Source organism: Paraburkholderia sediminicola, from assembly GCF_046027355.1.
In the GTDB taxonomy this organism is placed as follows: domain Bacteria; phylum Pseudomonadota; class Gammaproteobacteria; order Burkholderiales; family Burkholderiaceae; genus Paraburkholderia; species Paraburkholderia sediminicola_B.
On the sequence record NZ_JAQQEK010000001.1, the window covers coordinates 45,348 to 58,503 of the forward strand.

The 13,156-nt window shown below is 62.7% G+C and carries 13 protein-coding genes; 7 read left to right on the plus strand and 6 right to left on the minus strand.

Features of this window, described 5'->3' with window-relative positions:
- Window positions 1–47 precede the first annotated feature (47 nt).
- Window positions 48–878 (minus strand): DUF72 domain-containing protein, encoded by an 831-nt coding sequence (locus PQR42_RS00210; protein WP_408385111.1) that lies wholly within the window; start codon window positions 876–878, stop codon window positions 48–50.
- 91 nt (window positions 879–969) lie between these two features.
- Window positions 970–1,719 carry a TetR/AcrR family transcriptional regulator gene (locus tag PQR42_RS00215; protein WP_408217585.1) on the minus strand — a complete coding sequence of 250 codons (750 nt, stop codon included), beginning with the start codon at window positions 1,717–1,719 and terminating at the stop codon, window positions 970–972.
- Between the two features lie 298 nt (window positions 1,720–2,017).
- Here PQR42_RS00215 and PQR42_RS00220 point away from each other — a divergent pair, with 298 nt between their 5' ends.
- The 4 genes from PQR42_RS00220 to PQR42_RS00235 all read left to right on the plus strand — a co-directional run bounded on the left by PQR42_RS00220 (window position 2,018) and on the right by PQR42_RS00235 (window position 7,808).
- A complete protein-coding gene (locus PQR42_RS00220) occupies window positions 2,018–3,199 on the plus strand; it encodes an isovaleryl-CoA dehydrogenase (protein WP_132377550.1) in 1,182 nt (393 codons plus the stop codon).
- A 49-nt stretch (window positions 3,200–3,248) separates the two neighbouring features.
- Window positions 3,249–4,856 carry a carboxyl transferase domain-containing protein gene (locus PQR42_RS00225; protein WP_408178183.1) on the plus strand — a complete coding sequence of 536 codons (1,608 nt, stop codon included), beginning with the start codon at window positions 3,249–3,251 and terminating at the stop codon, window positions 4,854–4,856.
- Window positions 4,857–4,887: 31 nt separating this feature from the next.
- Window positions 4,888–5,673 carry an enoyl-CoA hydratase/isomerase family protein gene (locus PQR42_RS00230; protein WP_408385109.1) on the plus strand — a complete coding sequence of 262 codons (786 nt, stop codon included), beginning with the start codon at window positions 4,888–4,890 and terminating at the stop codon, window positions 5,671–5,673.
- Window positions 5,674–5,753: 80 nt separating this feature from the next.
- Complete coding sequence (locus tag PQR42_RS00235; protein ID WP_408385107.1) at window positions 5,754–7,808, plus strand: acetyl/propionyl/methylcrotonyl-CoA carboxylase subunit alpha; 2,055 nt, start codon at window positions 5,754–5,756, stop codon at window positions 7,806–7,808.
- Window positions 7,809–7,817: 9 nt separating this feature from the next.
- Here PQR42_RS00235 and PQR42_RS00240 read toward each other — a convergent pair whose 3' ends face one another.
- Together PQR42_RS00240 and PQR42_RS00245 are read right to left on the minus strand one after the other, a co-directional pair.
- Window positions 7,818–8,609: a phosphate/phosphite/phosphonate ABC transporter substrate-binding protein gene (locus PQR42_RS00240; protein ID WP_408217597.1), complete on the minus strand. Its 792-nt coding sequence runs from the start codon at window positions 8,607–8,609 to the stop codon at window positions 7,818–7,820.
- A 25-nt stretch (window positions 8,610–8,634) separates the two neighbouring features.
- On the minus strand, window positions 8,635–8,913 hold the full coding sequence (locus PQR42_RS00245) for a DUF1488 family protein (protein ID WP_408217600.1): 279 nt from the start codon (window positions 8,911–8,913) through the stop codon (window positions 8,635–8,637).
- A gap of 321 nt (window positions 8,914–9,234) precedes the next feature.
- Between PQR42_RS00245 and PQR42_RS00250 the strand changes: the two genes are divergently transcribed.
- Both PQR42_RS00250 and PQR42_RS00255 read left to right on the plus strand, forming a co-directional pair.
- The gene (locus PQR42_RS00250) at window positions 9,235–9,366 is read left to right on the plus strand and encodes a hypothetical protein (protein ID WP_408217603.1); all 132 of its coding nucleotides are present in this window, start codon (window positions 9,235–9,237) and stop codon (window positions 9,364–9,366) included.
- A gap of 3 nt (window positions 9,367–9,369) precedes the next feature.
- On the plus strand, window positions 9,370–9,984 hold the full coding sequence (locus tag PQR42_RS00255) for an O-methyltransferase (protein ID WP_408385105.1): 615 nt from the start codon (window positions 9,370–9,372) through the stop codon (window positions 9,982–9,984).
- A gap of 132 nt (window positions 9,985–10,116) precedes the next feature.
- On the opposite strand, the gene PQR42_RS00260 is transcribed toward PQR42_RS00255, so the two are convergent.
- Window positions 10,117–10,953: an aldo/keto reductase gene (locus PQR42_RS00260; RefSeq protein WP_408385103.1), complete on the minus strand. Its 837-nt coding sequence runs from the start codon at window positions 10,951–10,953 to the stop codon at window positions 10,117–10,119.
- Between the two features lie 252 nt (window positions 10,954–11,205).
- Window positions 11,206–12,120 (minus strand): LysR substrate-binding domain-containing protein, encoded by a 915-nt coding sequence (locus PQR42_RS00265; RefSeq protein ID WP_408385101.1) that lies wholly within the window; start codon window positions 12,118–12,120, stop codon window positions 11,206–11,208.
- 156 nt (window positions 12,121–12,276) lie between these two features.
- On the opposite strand from PQR42_RS00265, the gene PQR42_RS00270 reads away from it, so the two are divergent.
- A complete protein-coding gene (locus PQR42_RS00270; protein ID WP_408385099.1) occupies window positions 12,277–13,140 on the plus strand; it encodes an aldo/keto reductase family oxidoreductase in 864 nt (287 codons plus the stop codon).
- Window positions 13,141–13,156 lie beyond the last annotated feature (16 nt).

Below are 13,156 nucleotides of genomic sequence, written 5' to 3' on the forward strand. Positions count from 1 at the left end.
CGCTGCCGGGATTATGACACTCGCGCGATGCGGCCGGGAGGCGCGTGTCAGAGACGTTTGATCAGCGCCATGGCGGCCGCCGGATTGCGTTCCTTGAAACCACTGATCACGTAGAGATAGACGTCGCGTGAGGCCGTTTTCGCGGGTGCATCCGCGGAGGTTTCCAGGTCGTCCGGTGTCGTGCCTGCTGCCAATTGCCGCGCCCGTTCGGCCCATGCGTCGAGCGCTTTGGTCGAATAGCCTTTGGCCTGTTTGTCCGTCGTGCCCATGATGCGCGCGTACACGAAGGGCGCCGTGATGTCGGCGATCTGCGGGTATTCGGCGTCGCCAGCCAAGACGACGGCGACTTTGTATTTGCGGGCGAGCGCGATGAAGTCGGGCGTCTTGAAGGTGTCGTTGCGGACTTCGATCGCATGTCTGAGCTTCTGGCCTTCGATACTGGCCGGCAGTAACTTCAGAAAGGCTTCGAAGTCTTCCTTGTCGAATTTCTTGGTGGGCGCGAATTGCCAGTTGATCGGGCCGAGCTTCTGCTTGAGCAGCAGCACACCGCTGCCGAAGAAGCGTTCGATCGTTTCGCCCGCGTCGGCGAGGACTTTTCTGTTGGTCGCGTAACGCGGCGCCTTCAGCGAAAAGACGAAATCGTCCGGCGTTTCCTGGTACCACTTTTCGTAGCTCGCCGGTTTCTGCAAACCGTAAAACGTGCCGTTGATTTCAATCGATGTGAGGTTCTGGCTCGCGTATTCGAGTTCGCGGCTTTGCGTGAGGTCGGAGGGGTAGAAGGTGCCGCGCCAGGGCGCGTAGGTCCAGCCGCCTATGCCGATGCGGATGTTTGAGATTTTGGCTGGCTTGGCGGTCTTTGCGGCTGGTTCTTTCGGCACTTGGCTTCTCCATCTGACTTCGCCCGGGAAGCAGTAGATTAGCCGTTTTTTCGCCGAAGAACTGGAGCGCGCAGCTACGAAATTGCGGCCGCTATTCGCTGCCGCCAACAGGCGTATCCGTTGCACCACGCGCCGCTTCTTCAAACCGCCGGTTCGCCTCAGCCACTTCCACCCGGAACTGCTGCAACGCGCTCACCGCCAGATTCGGCGGCGTCAGCGCGGCCCACAACACGTCGATGAGCTGATCCGCCGTCGCATCGATATCGATGTGCCGGTTCGCGAGCGTGGCGTCCCACAACACATGCTCCATCGGCCCGAACACCATCGAACGCAACAAGCGCAATGGCATGTCGGCGCGAATCTGGCCGCTTTCCTGGCCTTGCGCCAGCACGCGCATCAACGGCGCGGTATAGCGGCGCTGCAATTCGGTGAGCGCCTCGCTTAGTTCATGATGCCGCGCTCGACCTTCGGACAACACCAGCGCGCACAGATCAGTGCCGTTCACCAGCATCAACCGCAAATGCGTGCGCACAATGAACGCGAACTGCTGGCGCACATTGCCGTCGCGCGGCAAGCCGGATTCGATCGCTTCGATGATCTCGTCGTACCAGTCGCCGATCACTCGCGCGCACAACTCGCGTTTGCCGCGGAAGTAGCTGAACACAGTCGCCTCGGAAATGCCGAGGCGCTGCGCGATCTCGGCGGTCGTCGCGCGCTCGTAGCCCTTTTCGGAGAACACGTCGCGCCCCGCCTGAAGGATTTCCTTCACGCGTTGCTGCGACTTGCGCCCGGCCGGCTGGCGGCGCGAGGCGGGTAACTCGGCCTTCGTGGCAACCGTCATATGAGTCCAGTTCAGATTTATGAAGCGAATTCGGCTCGCAGGAGCGCGGAATGAGCCTGTGGACGACGATGCTATCACGCCTTATCGGGTTTGTAGGCGGTTGCACCATTTTCTGAGTAACACTCAAAAATACCTATTGACGCTTACGTAAATCTAGCGTGAAATGCGCCTTGAACGTTTCGCGCCTCGTGCGGGACGACAGGGGCGGCCCACAAGGCCGCCGCCGTCCGCCGAGCCGCAACCGGACCAGCCGGCGCCCACCCAAGGCCGGCCGCCAATGAACTCTGGAGACACAGCAATGAGCAACCTGCCCGGTTTGCAATTCCCGCTCGGCGAAGAAATCGAAATGCTGCGCGACAGCATCGCGGGATTCGCTGCCAAAGAAATCGCCCCGCGTGCCGCGGAAATCGATCGCACGGATCAGTTCCCCATGGACCTGTGGCGCAAGTTCGGCGATCTGGGCGTGCTCGGCATGACGGTCTCGGAGGAATACGGCGGCGCGAACATGGGCTACACGGCGCACATGATCGCCATGGAGGAAATCTCGCGAGCGTCGGCCTCGGTCGGTCTCTCGTACGGCGCGCATTCGAACCTGTGCGTCAACCAGATTCATCGCAACGGCACGGAAGCGCAAAAACAGAAGTATCTGCCCAAACTCGTGTCGGGCGAACATATCGGCGCACTCGCCATGAGCGAGCCGAACGCGGGTTCGGATGTGGTCAGCATGAAGCTGCGCGCGGAGAAAAAGGGCGACCACTATGTGCTCAACGGCACGAAGATGTGGATCACCAACGGCCCGGATTGCGACACGCTGGTTGTCTACGCCAAAACCGATCCCGAAGCGAATTCGCGCGGCATCACCGCGTTTATCGTCGAGAAGGGCATGAAGGGTTTCTCCGTTGCGCAGAAGCTCGACAAGCTCGGCATGCGCGGCTCGCACACCGGCGAACTGGTATTCCAGGACGTGGAAGTGCCGGAAGAAAACATTCTCGGCCAGTTGAACGGCGGCGCGAAGGTGCTGATGAGCGGCCTCGACTACGAGCGCGCGGTGCTCGCGGGCGGCCCGACCGGCATCATGGTCGCGGTCATGGACGCGGTCGTGCCGTATATCCACGACCGTAAGCAGTTCGGTCAGCCGATCGGCGAATTCCAGCTCATTCAAGGCAAGGTGGCCGATCTCTACACCACGTTGCAGGCGTGCCGCGCGTATCTCTACGCGGTGGGCCGTCAACTCGATACGCTCGGTAAGGAACATGTGCGCCAGGTGCGCAAGGACTGCGCGGGCGTGATTCTCTACACGGCGGAAAAAGCCACGTGGATGGCGGGCGAGGCGATCCAGATTCTCGGCGGCAATGGCTATATCAACGAATATCCGGTTGGCCGTTTGTGGCGCGACGCGAAGCTCTATGAAATCGGCGCCGGTACCAGCGAAATCCGCCGCATGCTGATCGGTCGCGAGTTGTTTGCCGAAACGGCATGAGCGCAACGGCTCGAAGCGAATAAGAAGCGGCGAACAGGAGAGCCACGTAATGCCGATCATCGAATCAAAGTTGAATCCGCGCTCGGACGACTTCCGCGCCAACGCGACGGCGCTCGAAGCGCTGGTCGCCGACCTTCGCGCGAAGGTCGAGAAGCTCGCGCTGGGCGGAGGTCAGGCGGCCCGCGACAAACACACGGGACGCGGCAAACTGCTGCCGCGCGATCGCATCGAGAAGCTGCTCGATCCGGGCACGCCGTTTCTCGAGTTCTCGCAACTCGCAGCCTACGGCATGTACCACAACGATGCGCCGGGCGCGGGCGTGATCACCGGCATTGGCCGGATCGCCGGCCAGGAATGCGTGATCGTCTGCAACGATGCAACGGTCAAGGGCGGCACCTACTATCCGGTCACCGTGAAAAAACACGTGCGGGCGCAGGAAATCGCCGCTGAAAATCACTTGCCCTGCGTGTATCTGGTCGACTCGGGCGGCGCGAATCTGCCGAACCAGGACGATGTGTTTCCAGACCGCGATCACTTCGGCCGCATCTTCTACAACCAGGCGAATCTGTCCGCTGCGGGCATTCCGCAGATCGCCGTCGTGATGGGTTCGTGTACCGCGGGCGGCGCGTATGTGCCGGCCATGAGCGACGAGTCGATCATCGTCAAGAATCAGGGGACGATTTTTCTCGGCGGTCCGCCTTTGGTGAAAGCGGCGACTGGTGAAGTGGTGAGCGCGGAAGACCTCGGCGGCGGCGACGTGCATACGCGTCTGTCGGGCGTGGTCGATCATCTCGCGCAGAACGACGCGCATGCGTTGGGGATCGCGCGCAGCATCGTCGGCAATCTGAATCGCGGCAAGCAGGTGCCGGTCGCGTTGCAGGAACCGAAGCCGCCGCGCTACGACGTCAAGAGCATGTACGGCGTGATTCCCGTGGATACCCGCAAGCCGTTCGATATCCGCGAGGTGATCGCGCGTATTGTCGACGACTCGGCGTTCGATGAATTCAAGGCGCGCTACGGCACCACGCTCGTCACCGGCTTCGCGCATATCTGGGGGCATCCGGTCGGCATCATCGCGAACAACGGCATTCTGTTTTCCGAGTCGGCGCTCAAGGGCGCGCACTTCATCGAGCTGTGCTGCCAGCGCAAGATTCCGCTGGTGTTCCTGCAGAACATCACCGGCTTCATGGTGGGCCGCAAATACGAAAACGAAGGCATCGCGCGCAACGGCGCGAAGATGGTGACGGCCGTGGCCACGGCCAAGGTGCCGAAGTTCACGGTGATCATCGGCGGTTCGTTCGGCGCGGGCAATTACGGCATGTGCGGCCGCGCGTATTCGCCGCGCTTCCTGTGGATGTGGCCGAACGCGCGCATCTCGGTGATGGGCGGCGAGCAGGCGGCATCGGTGCTGGCCACGGTCAAGCGCGACGGCATCGAAGGCAAGGGCGGCTCGTGGAGCGCTGAAGAAGAAGAGGCGTTCAAGCAGCCGATCCGCGACCAATACGAACATCAGGGCCACCCGTACTACGCGAGCGCGCGTCTGTGGGACGACGGCGTGATCGATCCGGCGCAAACGCGCGACGTGCTCGGTCTCGGCTTGTCGGCGGCGATGAATGCGCCGATCGAAGACACGCGTTTCGGCGTGTTCAGAATGTGACGATGCGCGACGAAGCGCGGGAGCTGCGACGATGCAATACGAAACACTGAATGTCGAATTCGCCGGACAGGTCGCCACGGTCACGCTGAATCGTCCGGACGTGCGCAACGCGTTCAACGAAACGATGATCGCCGAAGTGACCTCGGCCTTCACGGCGCTCAACGATCGCGACGACGTGCGCGCGGTCGTGCTCGCCGCGAACGGCAAGGCGTTCTGCGCGGGCGCGGATCTGAACTGGATGAAGAAGATGGCCGGTTACTCGGACGACGAGAACCGCGCCGACGCGATGCTGCTGGCGAACATGCTGTCGTCGATCTATCGCTGCAACAAGCCGGTGATCGCGCGCGTGAACGGCGATGCGTACGCGGGCGGCATGGGTTTGATCTCGGCGTGCGATATCGTGGTGGCTGTCGAAAGCGCGCGCTTCTGCCTCTCGGAGGCGCGGCTCGGTCTGATTCCGGCCACCATCGCGCCGTACGTGATTCGCGCGCTGGGTGAGCAGGCATCGCGCCGCTATTTCACGACCGCCGAGCAATTCGATTGCGCGACGGCGTTGCGCCTCGGGCTCGTCAGCGAAGCGGTGAGCGTGGAGCAACTCGACGCCACTGTGCGGCAGATTGCCGAGACGCTCTGCGCGAACGGTCCGCAAGCGGTGCGCGCGTGCAAGCAGCTCGTGCAGGACATCGCGGGCCACGAGTTGAACGACGCGATGATCGAGGATACGGCGGCGCGCATCGCGCGTACGCGTGCCGGCGCGGAAGGCCGCGAAGGCGTCGCGTCGTTCCTTGAAAAACGCACGCCGGTCTGGCGCAACTGAAGCACACATTCCAGGGCGCTCGCCGCGCCTTGACCAGAACAACAGCCCCGAACAAGCGGCACACTTCATCGAGACACTTCATGTTCAACAAGATCCTGATTGCCAACCGGGGCGAGATTGCGTGCCGCGTCGCCGCGACCTGCAAGCGGCTCGGCATCGCGAGCGTGGCCGTCTATTCCGATGCGGACGCCAACGCGAAACACGTGGCCGCGTGCGATGAGGCGGTGCACATCGGCGGCTCGACAGCAGCGGAGAGTTATCTGCGCGTCGAACGCATTATCGAAGCCGCGCGCGCCACCGGCGCGCAGGCGGTGCATCCGGGTTACGGCTTTCTGTCGGAAAACGAGGACTTCGCGCATGCGTGCGAGGCGGCCGGCATCGTCTTCATCGGACCGCCGGTTGAAGCGATTGCCGCGATGGGTTCGAAAGCCGCCGCGAAGGCGCTGATGCATGCAGCGGCCGTGCCGCTCGTGCCGGGCTATCACGGCGACGATCAGGACCCGCCACTGCTGCACCGCGAGGCGGATGCGATCGGTTATCCGGTGTTGCTCAAAGCCAGCGCCGGTGGCGGCGGCAAGGGCATGCGCGTGGTCGAACGCAGCGAGGATTTCGCGGCGGCGCTGGCTTCGTGCAAGCGGGAAGCGGCAAGCAGCTTCGGCAACGATCGCGTGCTGATCGAAAAGTACCTGACGCGGCCGCGTCACGTGGAAGTGCAGGTGTTCGCGGATCGTCACGGCGGCGCGGTCTATCTGTTCGATCGCGATTGCTCGGTGCAGCGGCGTCATCAGAAAGTTCTGGAAGAAGCGCCGGCGCCCGGATTGTCCGGTGAAATCAAGCGTGAAATGGGCGAGGCGGCGGTAGCGGCCGCGCGTGCCGTGAATTACGTCGGCGCGGGCACGGTCGAGTTCATCATGACCGGCACGGGCGACTTCTACTTCATGGAAATGAACACGCGCCTGCAGGTCGAGCATCCGGTCACGGAGATGGTGACCGGCCAGGACCTGGTGGAATGGCAATTGCGCGTCGCCGCCGACGAACCGCTGCCGCTCACGCAGGCTCAGTTGAAGATCGACGGTCACGCGATCGAGGCGCGTATCTATGCCGAACATCCGGCGCGCGGCTTCCTGCCGTCGACGGGCACGCTCAAGCATCTGCGCATGCCGGAAGGCGTGGAGTTCACCCTCGACGCGGCGGGCCTCGGCGAGTCCGGACGCAAGGCGCCGGTGCGTATCGACAGCGGCGTGCGTGAAGGCGACACCATCACGCCGTTCTACGACCCGATGATCGCCAAGCTGATCGTGCACGGCGCCACGCGCGAGGAGGCGCTCGCGCGTCTGAGCCGCGCGCTGCATGCATGCGAAGTGGTCGGCCCGCATACCAACGTCGAGTTCCTGCAAAGCATCGTCGCGAGCGAGCCGTTTGCAACGGGCGATCTCGACACGGGCCTGATCGAACGTCATCACGACGCCTTATTCGCACCGCGCAAGAAGCCGTTCAAGGAAGCGTTGGCGCTGGCTTGCGCGGCGTTGCTCAAGCGCGAGGGCGGCACGGCGCACGGCGCGTCGCCGTGGGATGCGCTGTCGCACTGGCGCCTGAACGGCGGTTATACGCAGACGCTCGGCTGGCGCGATCTGGACAGCGGCAGTGCGGGTAACGACAGCGAAAGCACCTTCACCGTCACGTTCGCGCGCGACGGCGGCACGCAAACGCTCGAACACGACGGCGTGCGCCGGGATTTCAGCTGGTCGGGCGGCAACGGTCCGCATGAATTCCGCGCGACGATCGGCGACGCGCGCGCAACGGGCCGCGTGTTCGTCGACGGCGATACGTTCCATGTGTTCTGCCTCGGCGAAGCGCTGTCGTTCGAGTGGCAGAACCTGCTCGCGCATGCCGCGGACGCCGAAGGCGGCGAAGGCCGTTTGACCGCGCCGATGCCGGGCAAGGTGATCGCGGTGCTGGTCGAGCCAGGCACCGTGGTGGAGAAGGGCACGCCGCTGATCGTGATGGAAGCGATGAAGATGGAGCACACGATCGGTGCGCCAGCGGCCGGCACGGTGTCGGAGGTGCTGTATGCAGTCGGCGACCAGGTTACCGACGGCGCGCAGCTTCTGGTGCTGGACGTGAAGCAGCAGTAAATTCGCGGCTCAGGCGAGGCGCGTATAGCCGACGGCGCGCGCCTCGTTTTCGAGCTGCTCGATGCGTTCGTAGTCCGACGGCGGCAACACGGAAAAGCCCTGCAAACGCAGGCGTTTCGCGCGCTCGGGCTGGTTGACGAGCGCCTCGTTCAGCGCTTCGCGCAATGCCTCGATCGTCGCCGAGGGCACCGTGTCGGAGGCGATCAAAGGCAAGCCCGGCGACGGCGCCGTCGTGCCGATCCGGCGAACCTGGCGGGCCAGTTCCGGCATTTCGTCGCACACGAAAGCGAAGGTCACGCAATCGATCGCGGCGACATCCGCGCGATTTTCCGCCACCGCGCGCAACGAGCCGAGATGCGAGCCGGTTCGCAACACTGAGCTAAAGAACATGCCGCCGCTCGAGAGAGGCGCCACGGCGTGGCGAAACACGTTCATGCCGCTATTCGAATCGTCCTGGTTGTAGGCGGCGCGTGCGCCGCGGCAGGCCGCGAGCGTATCGAACCGCGCGTCCGCGCGTGTCACCAGCACGCTCGAATAATGCGCGCCCTCGCAGCCCGGCGCGTCGAAGCGCGGCGTCGCGATCAGTTGAACCTGTTCGTGCAAGCCGTGCATCAACGGATAACCGCAGGTCTGCGAGATCAGCAGATTGGGGCGCCGCCAGAAGCCGTGCAATTCCTCGTCCGGTTCGACGATGCGGCACGCGGGCTTGACCATGCGCAGTACGTGGGCAAGCCACTCGCGCCACTCGAGGTCGAGCGCGGGCGTGACGTTATACATCGGCAGGGCGGCGATCCAGGTCATGATGCGATTCTGGCATACCTGCTGTTTAATGTCTGACCATTCGGAATTCGTCGAGGCCGAGACGCACCGGCTCTGTCGGTCTGAATGCCCATTTCTGCGCCGCGACCGACAGGATCTCGAACTGCGCATCCTCGAAGGCGACGAGCAGATCTTCCTTGCGCTTGCTCGCCGCGCCACAATAGGTCACGAGTGCCTCGGCACTGACCTCGAAGATTTGCGCCCGATCATCGCAGCACACCCGGAACGCGACCGTCGCGCATTCCGTCACACAGGGCCTGAACCCTTCATCGACATAGACCGACATAGCCATCTCCCGCCACACACACACGCCTGAGCCATCAGGATGACAAGTCGTAAGCTGGCGGTATGTGGGAAAACCGGCATTTTCGGTGAAATGGCCACGACCTCATTGGCTGCGCCGAGCAGAAGCTGAATAGTCTGCGGAAGCTTTTGTAATCGGCGCCGTCTTTGTCCCCGGTATTCGACCGTTCTGCGGTGGAACTCGCTGGCTACACTCGTTTCAGCGATTTCGCGTTGGCTCAGGCCAATCAACACGGAAGGGGGAACAATGATCCATAGCAGTCGATACAGCGGGCTTGCGCGCAGCCGCACGCGGCAACTTCTCATGATAACCGCGCTGGCGTGCGCCTGCGGGCTGCAGGGCTGCGCCACATCGCTCGAAACGTTCGGGCTCGGCGCGGGTGTCGGGATTGTCGGCGCGTTCAGTCTGCTCGGCTGCGCGATCGGTTGCCGCTAACGGATGGACCCGGACTTTCTGGCCGTGCTCGACGCCTATCAGGAGCGCGCCGAAGAAGAGCAGACGAAAGAACGCAGGCCGCGCCCGCGACGCAAGCAGAAGGAAACGAAAAGTCGCCATGTTCGCGCGGCGGGCGTGGAGACCGCGCGTTTCATCAACATCCTCGCGGCAAGCCTGCACGCGCCGCACATTCTCGAACTCGGCACGTCGGATGGCTATGCGACGCTCTGGCTCGCGCAAGCCGCGCGAGCGGCGGGCGGCCGCTTGACCACCATGGAATTGCACGACGACAAATCGGCCTACGCACGCGCGATGGCGGCACGCGCCGGCCTTGCCGCTTATGTCGATTTCAAGGTCGGCAATGCGATCACGCTAATCGAGGATATGCCGATCAAGCCGGATTTCGTCTTCATCGATCTCTGGAAAGATCTGTACGTGCCGTGTCTCGACGCGTTCTACCCGAAGCTCAATCCGGGGGCGATCATCGTCGCCGACAATATGATCCGGCCGGGCGGCGAGAACGCTTTGCGTTATATCCGCGCGGTTCGCGCGAAGCCGGGCATGAGGAGCTTAACGTTGCCGGTCGGTTCCGGTCTGGAGATCAGCCGGTATCGCTGACGGTTCGAGTGGCTGCCAGCGACTGACCGATGTCAGTGCATGGTTCGCCATCCATTCCTTAAATCCTCTTACCAGCAAACACCCGCTGTGTTCGAGATCGGCGTTGCCGGTATCGCGCCGGAGACCAGGCCGTCAAGCGTCCGTACTATCCCACAGTGGGGCAAGACCGGTCGGATCTACGATTCGGCTGTTTGCCGCCGCCAATGCGCGTATGGCTGCCATGTCCGCACCGTCTAACTCGAAGTCGAATACCGCCAGGTTTTGTGCCAGTCGATCGATCCGCGTGGTTCTCGAAAGCGCCACCACGCCGGGCTGTTGAACTAGCCACCGTAAGACGATCTGGGCGATGGTCTTGTCATGACGGGCCGCGATCTCCTTGAGCGTCGGGTCCGGGAACACGCGGCCAATCGCCATGCCGCAATATCCTGTCACGGCAAGCCCAGCCTGGCGCGTGCTTTCTATGAGCAAGGACTGGTTCAGGTACGGATGGTATTCGAACTGATTCGTGACCAGCGGAGCCGCCGAAAGCCGGATAGCTTCCGCCATCAATGCACGGTTGAAATTGCTGACGCCTATGTGCCGGACCTTGCCGGCGCGCACGACCGCATTGAGCTGCGCGATCGGTTCGGCCAGGGGCACATCCGAACCCGGCCAGTGCAGCAGGAGCAGATCGATATAGTCCGTCTTGAGCTTGCGCAGGCTCTCGTTCACGGACGCATCGAAGTGTCTTGCGGAGTAGTTGCTAACCCAGACCTTGGTCGTCAGAAATATTTCGCTTCTTGGGATGCCGGATTCGGCGACGCACTCGCCGATTTCGGCCTCGTTACGGTAGATCTGCGCGGTGTCGATATGGCGGAAGCCAGCGCGAAGGGCTGCAGGGATCATTCGATAGATGTCGTCGCCATTCATCCCGTAGGTGCCAAAGCCTATGGCCGGAATGAGCGCGTTACCGGCACGGACGTTTTGCATGAACTATTCCTTATTGACTAAGTGCCAAGGAAGATGAGACGGAAGAATTCGTTCGAAGGTCGCACGTAGGAATCCTGTGCGTTGAATCGTGAGAGGTGCCTCCGATCAGGGTGGAAGGAAGAGTAAGCGTTGGCGTGTCGGGAAAGAAGCCTATATGTTTCGATGCGACCCATCGTCACAGGCTATACATATTGAGCAGGATTTATCGACGTGAGGCCATTCGCCATGCCACGGGCAAGTACGCGCGCACTATCACTTGCGGTTCAGATCTTCGAATCCCGCAACCAGGGCGTCCAGTAGCTGCCGGACGGCCGGAACCATGCCGCGTCGCGTGGGGAAGATCGCGTGAACGAGGCCTGGCGCCGTGGCCAGGCCCGCCAGCAGATGCTGCAACCGGCCGGCCTGAATATCGGCGTCGACCAGTTCACGGGGCAGCATGGCCACGCCGACGCCTCGCAAGGCGGCAACCCGCAAGCTCGCCAGGTCGTCTGTCGCCAGACGAGGCCGATGCGCCCATGACGTCGTGCGACCCTCTGCGTCCACCAGATTCCACGCAAACCGCTCGCTGCTGCTGGACATGGCAAGAGTGGGCCATTCCTTGAGCGATTCAAGGGACGTGGGCACCGGATGGCGCGCCGCCAGATCCGGACTGGCGACGAGAATCTGAGCGGATAAGCCGAGTTGCCTGACCGCGAGATCGGTGTCTTCCAAAGGAGGAAGCCTGACGCGGATGGCGAAGTCCAGACCTTCCTCGACCACATCCACGCGCCGGTTGGTTGCATCGACGAGGACCTGCACTTGCGGGTTGTCCTGGACATACTGCGCAATGATCGCGGAGATGCCGGAGGTCAGCAGGCCCACGGGGCAGCTTATCCGTATGGTGCCCTGCGGCTTTGAGCGCGTCTGGTCCACAAAATCCCTGGCGGCCTTCGATTCCGCTACCAGGGCGAGGCAATGCTGGTGGAACCGCCGCCCGGTTTCCGTCAGGGACAGGCTTCTGCTGGTGCGATTGAGCAGACGAACGCCAAGCTCCTCCTCCAGTGCGCGAACACGCCGGCTGAGTTTCGACGTCTGTACGCCGAGGCTGCGGGCCGCTGCCGTGAAGCTTCCGTGCTCGACGACTTCCGCGAAGAGTCGAAGATCATTGAGGTCGGTGATTGGGTTCATCGGTGGCTCTGAGTTGGGCCTTTAACGTTCTACCACTCGCAATGTTGCTTTGCAATTCGGGACATAGGCGAAATATCGTTGTGGATATAGCATTCCTGACGGGTCAACCATCGGCTCGCAGGCAGAAGCAAACCAGTGCAACACAGGAATTTCATCATGACGAAGACACACGCTCCCGGGTCGTTCATGCTCGGGGACCGCCACGTGAGCCGTATGGGCTACGGAGCCATGCAACTCGCCGGCCCTCGCGTGTTCGGGCCGCCAAAGGATCGCGACACGGCGATTGCCGTCCTGCGTGAGGCGGTGGCGAGCGGCGTCAACCATATCGATACCAGCGACTACTACGGTCCCCATGTAACGAACCAGATCATTCGCGAGGCGCTGCATCCGTATCGTGACGACCTCACGATCGTGACCAAGGTCGGCGCCGTGCGCGGTAGCGATGCCTCATGGATCCCGGCGCAGAGTCCGGCAGCACTCACCGCCGCCGTGCACGACAACCTGCGCAATCTGCATGTCGATGTCCTCGATGTCGTCAATCTGCGCACCATGATGGACGACAGACGTCCGGTCGAAGGATCGATCGCCGAGCAGTTTACGGTCCTTGCCGAGTTGCGGCAGCGGGGCCTGATACGGCATCTGGGTCTTAGCAATGTGACCGCCGCGCAGGTCAAGGAAGCCCAGTCAATTGCCCCGGTCGTCTGCGTGCAAAACATGTTCAATGTGATGCAACGCCATGACGGCCCGTTAGTCGATGCGCTCGCGCAGCAGGGCATCGCCTATGTGCCGTTCTTCCCGCTGGGCGGCTTCACGCCTTTGCAGTCCGCGACGTTGACCGAAGTGGCGTTGTCGCTGGACGCCACGCCGATGCAGGTGGCGCTGGCGTGGCTACTGCAGCGCTCGTCCAACCTCCTGCTGATCCCCGGTACGTCGTCGCTCGGCCATCTGCGCGAAAACCTGGCGGCTGGCTCGCTCGCACTCCCGGCCAACGCGCTCGAACAACTGGATGGCACGATTTGAACTCGCGCAGGGCGGA

Coding starts and splice junctions, on each gene's coding strand:
- PQR42_RS00215 (WP_408217585.1), bottom strand. CDS start 1,719: ATGACGGTTGCCACGAAGGCCGAGTTACCCGCCTCGCGCCGCCAGCCG.
- PQR42_RS00245 (WP_408217600.1), bottom strand. CDS start 8,913: ATGTCGGTCTATGTCGATGAAGGGTTCAGGCCCTGTGTGACGGAATGC.
- PQR42_RS00235 (WP_408385107.1), top strand. CDS start 5,754: ATGTTCAACAAGATCCTGATTGCCAACCGGGGCGAGATTGCGTGCCGC.
- PQR42_RS00260 (WP_408385103.1), bottom strand. CDS start 10,953: ATGCAAAACGTCCGTGCCGGTAACGCGCTCATTCCGGCCATAGGCTTT.
- PQR42_RS00250 (WP_408217603.1), top strand. CDS start 9,235: ATGATAACCGCGCTGGCGTGCGCCTGCGGGCTGCAGGGCTGCGCCACA.
- PQR42_RS00255 (WP_408385105.1), top strand. CDS start 9,370: ATGGACCCGGACTTTCTGGCCGTGCTCGACGCCTATCAGGAGCGCGCC.
- PQR42_RS00225 (WP_408178183.1), top strand. CDS start 3,249: ATGCCGATCATCGAATCAAAGTTGAATCCGCGCTCGGACGACTTCCGC.
- PQR42_RS00220 (WP_132377550.1), top strand. CDS start 2,018: ATGAGCAACCTGCCCGGTTTGCAATTCCCGCTCGGCGAAGAAATCGAA.
- PQR42_RS00230 (WP_408385109.1), top strand. CDS start 4,888: ATGCAATACGAAACACTGAATGTCGAATTCGCCGGACAGGTCGCCACG.
- PQR42_RS00265 (WP_408385101.1), bottom strand. CDS start 12,120: ATGAACCCAATCACCGACCTCAATGATCTTCGACTCTTCGCGGAAGTC.
- PQR42_RS00270 (WP_408385099.1), top strand. CDS start 12,277: ATGACGAAGACACACGCTCCCGGGTCGTTCATGCTCGGGGACCGCCAC.
- PQR42_RS00240 (WP_408217597.1), bottom strand. CDS start 8,609: ATGACCTGGATCGCCGCCCTGCCGATGTATAACGTCACGCCCGCGCTC.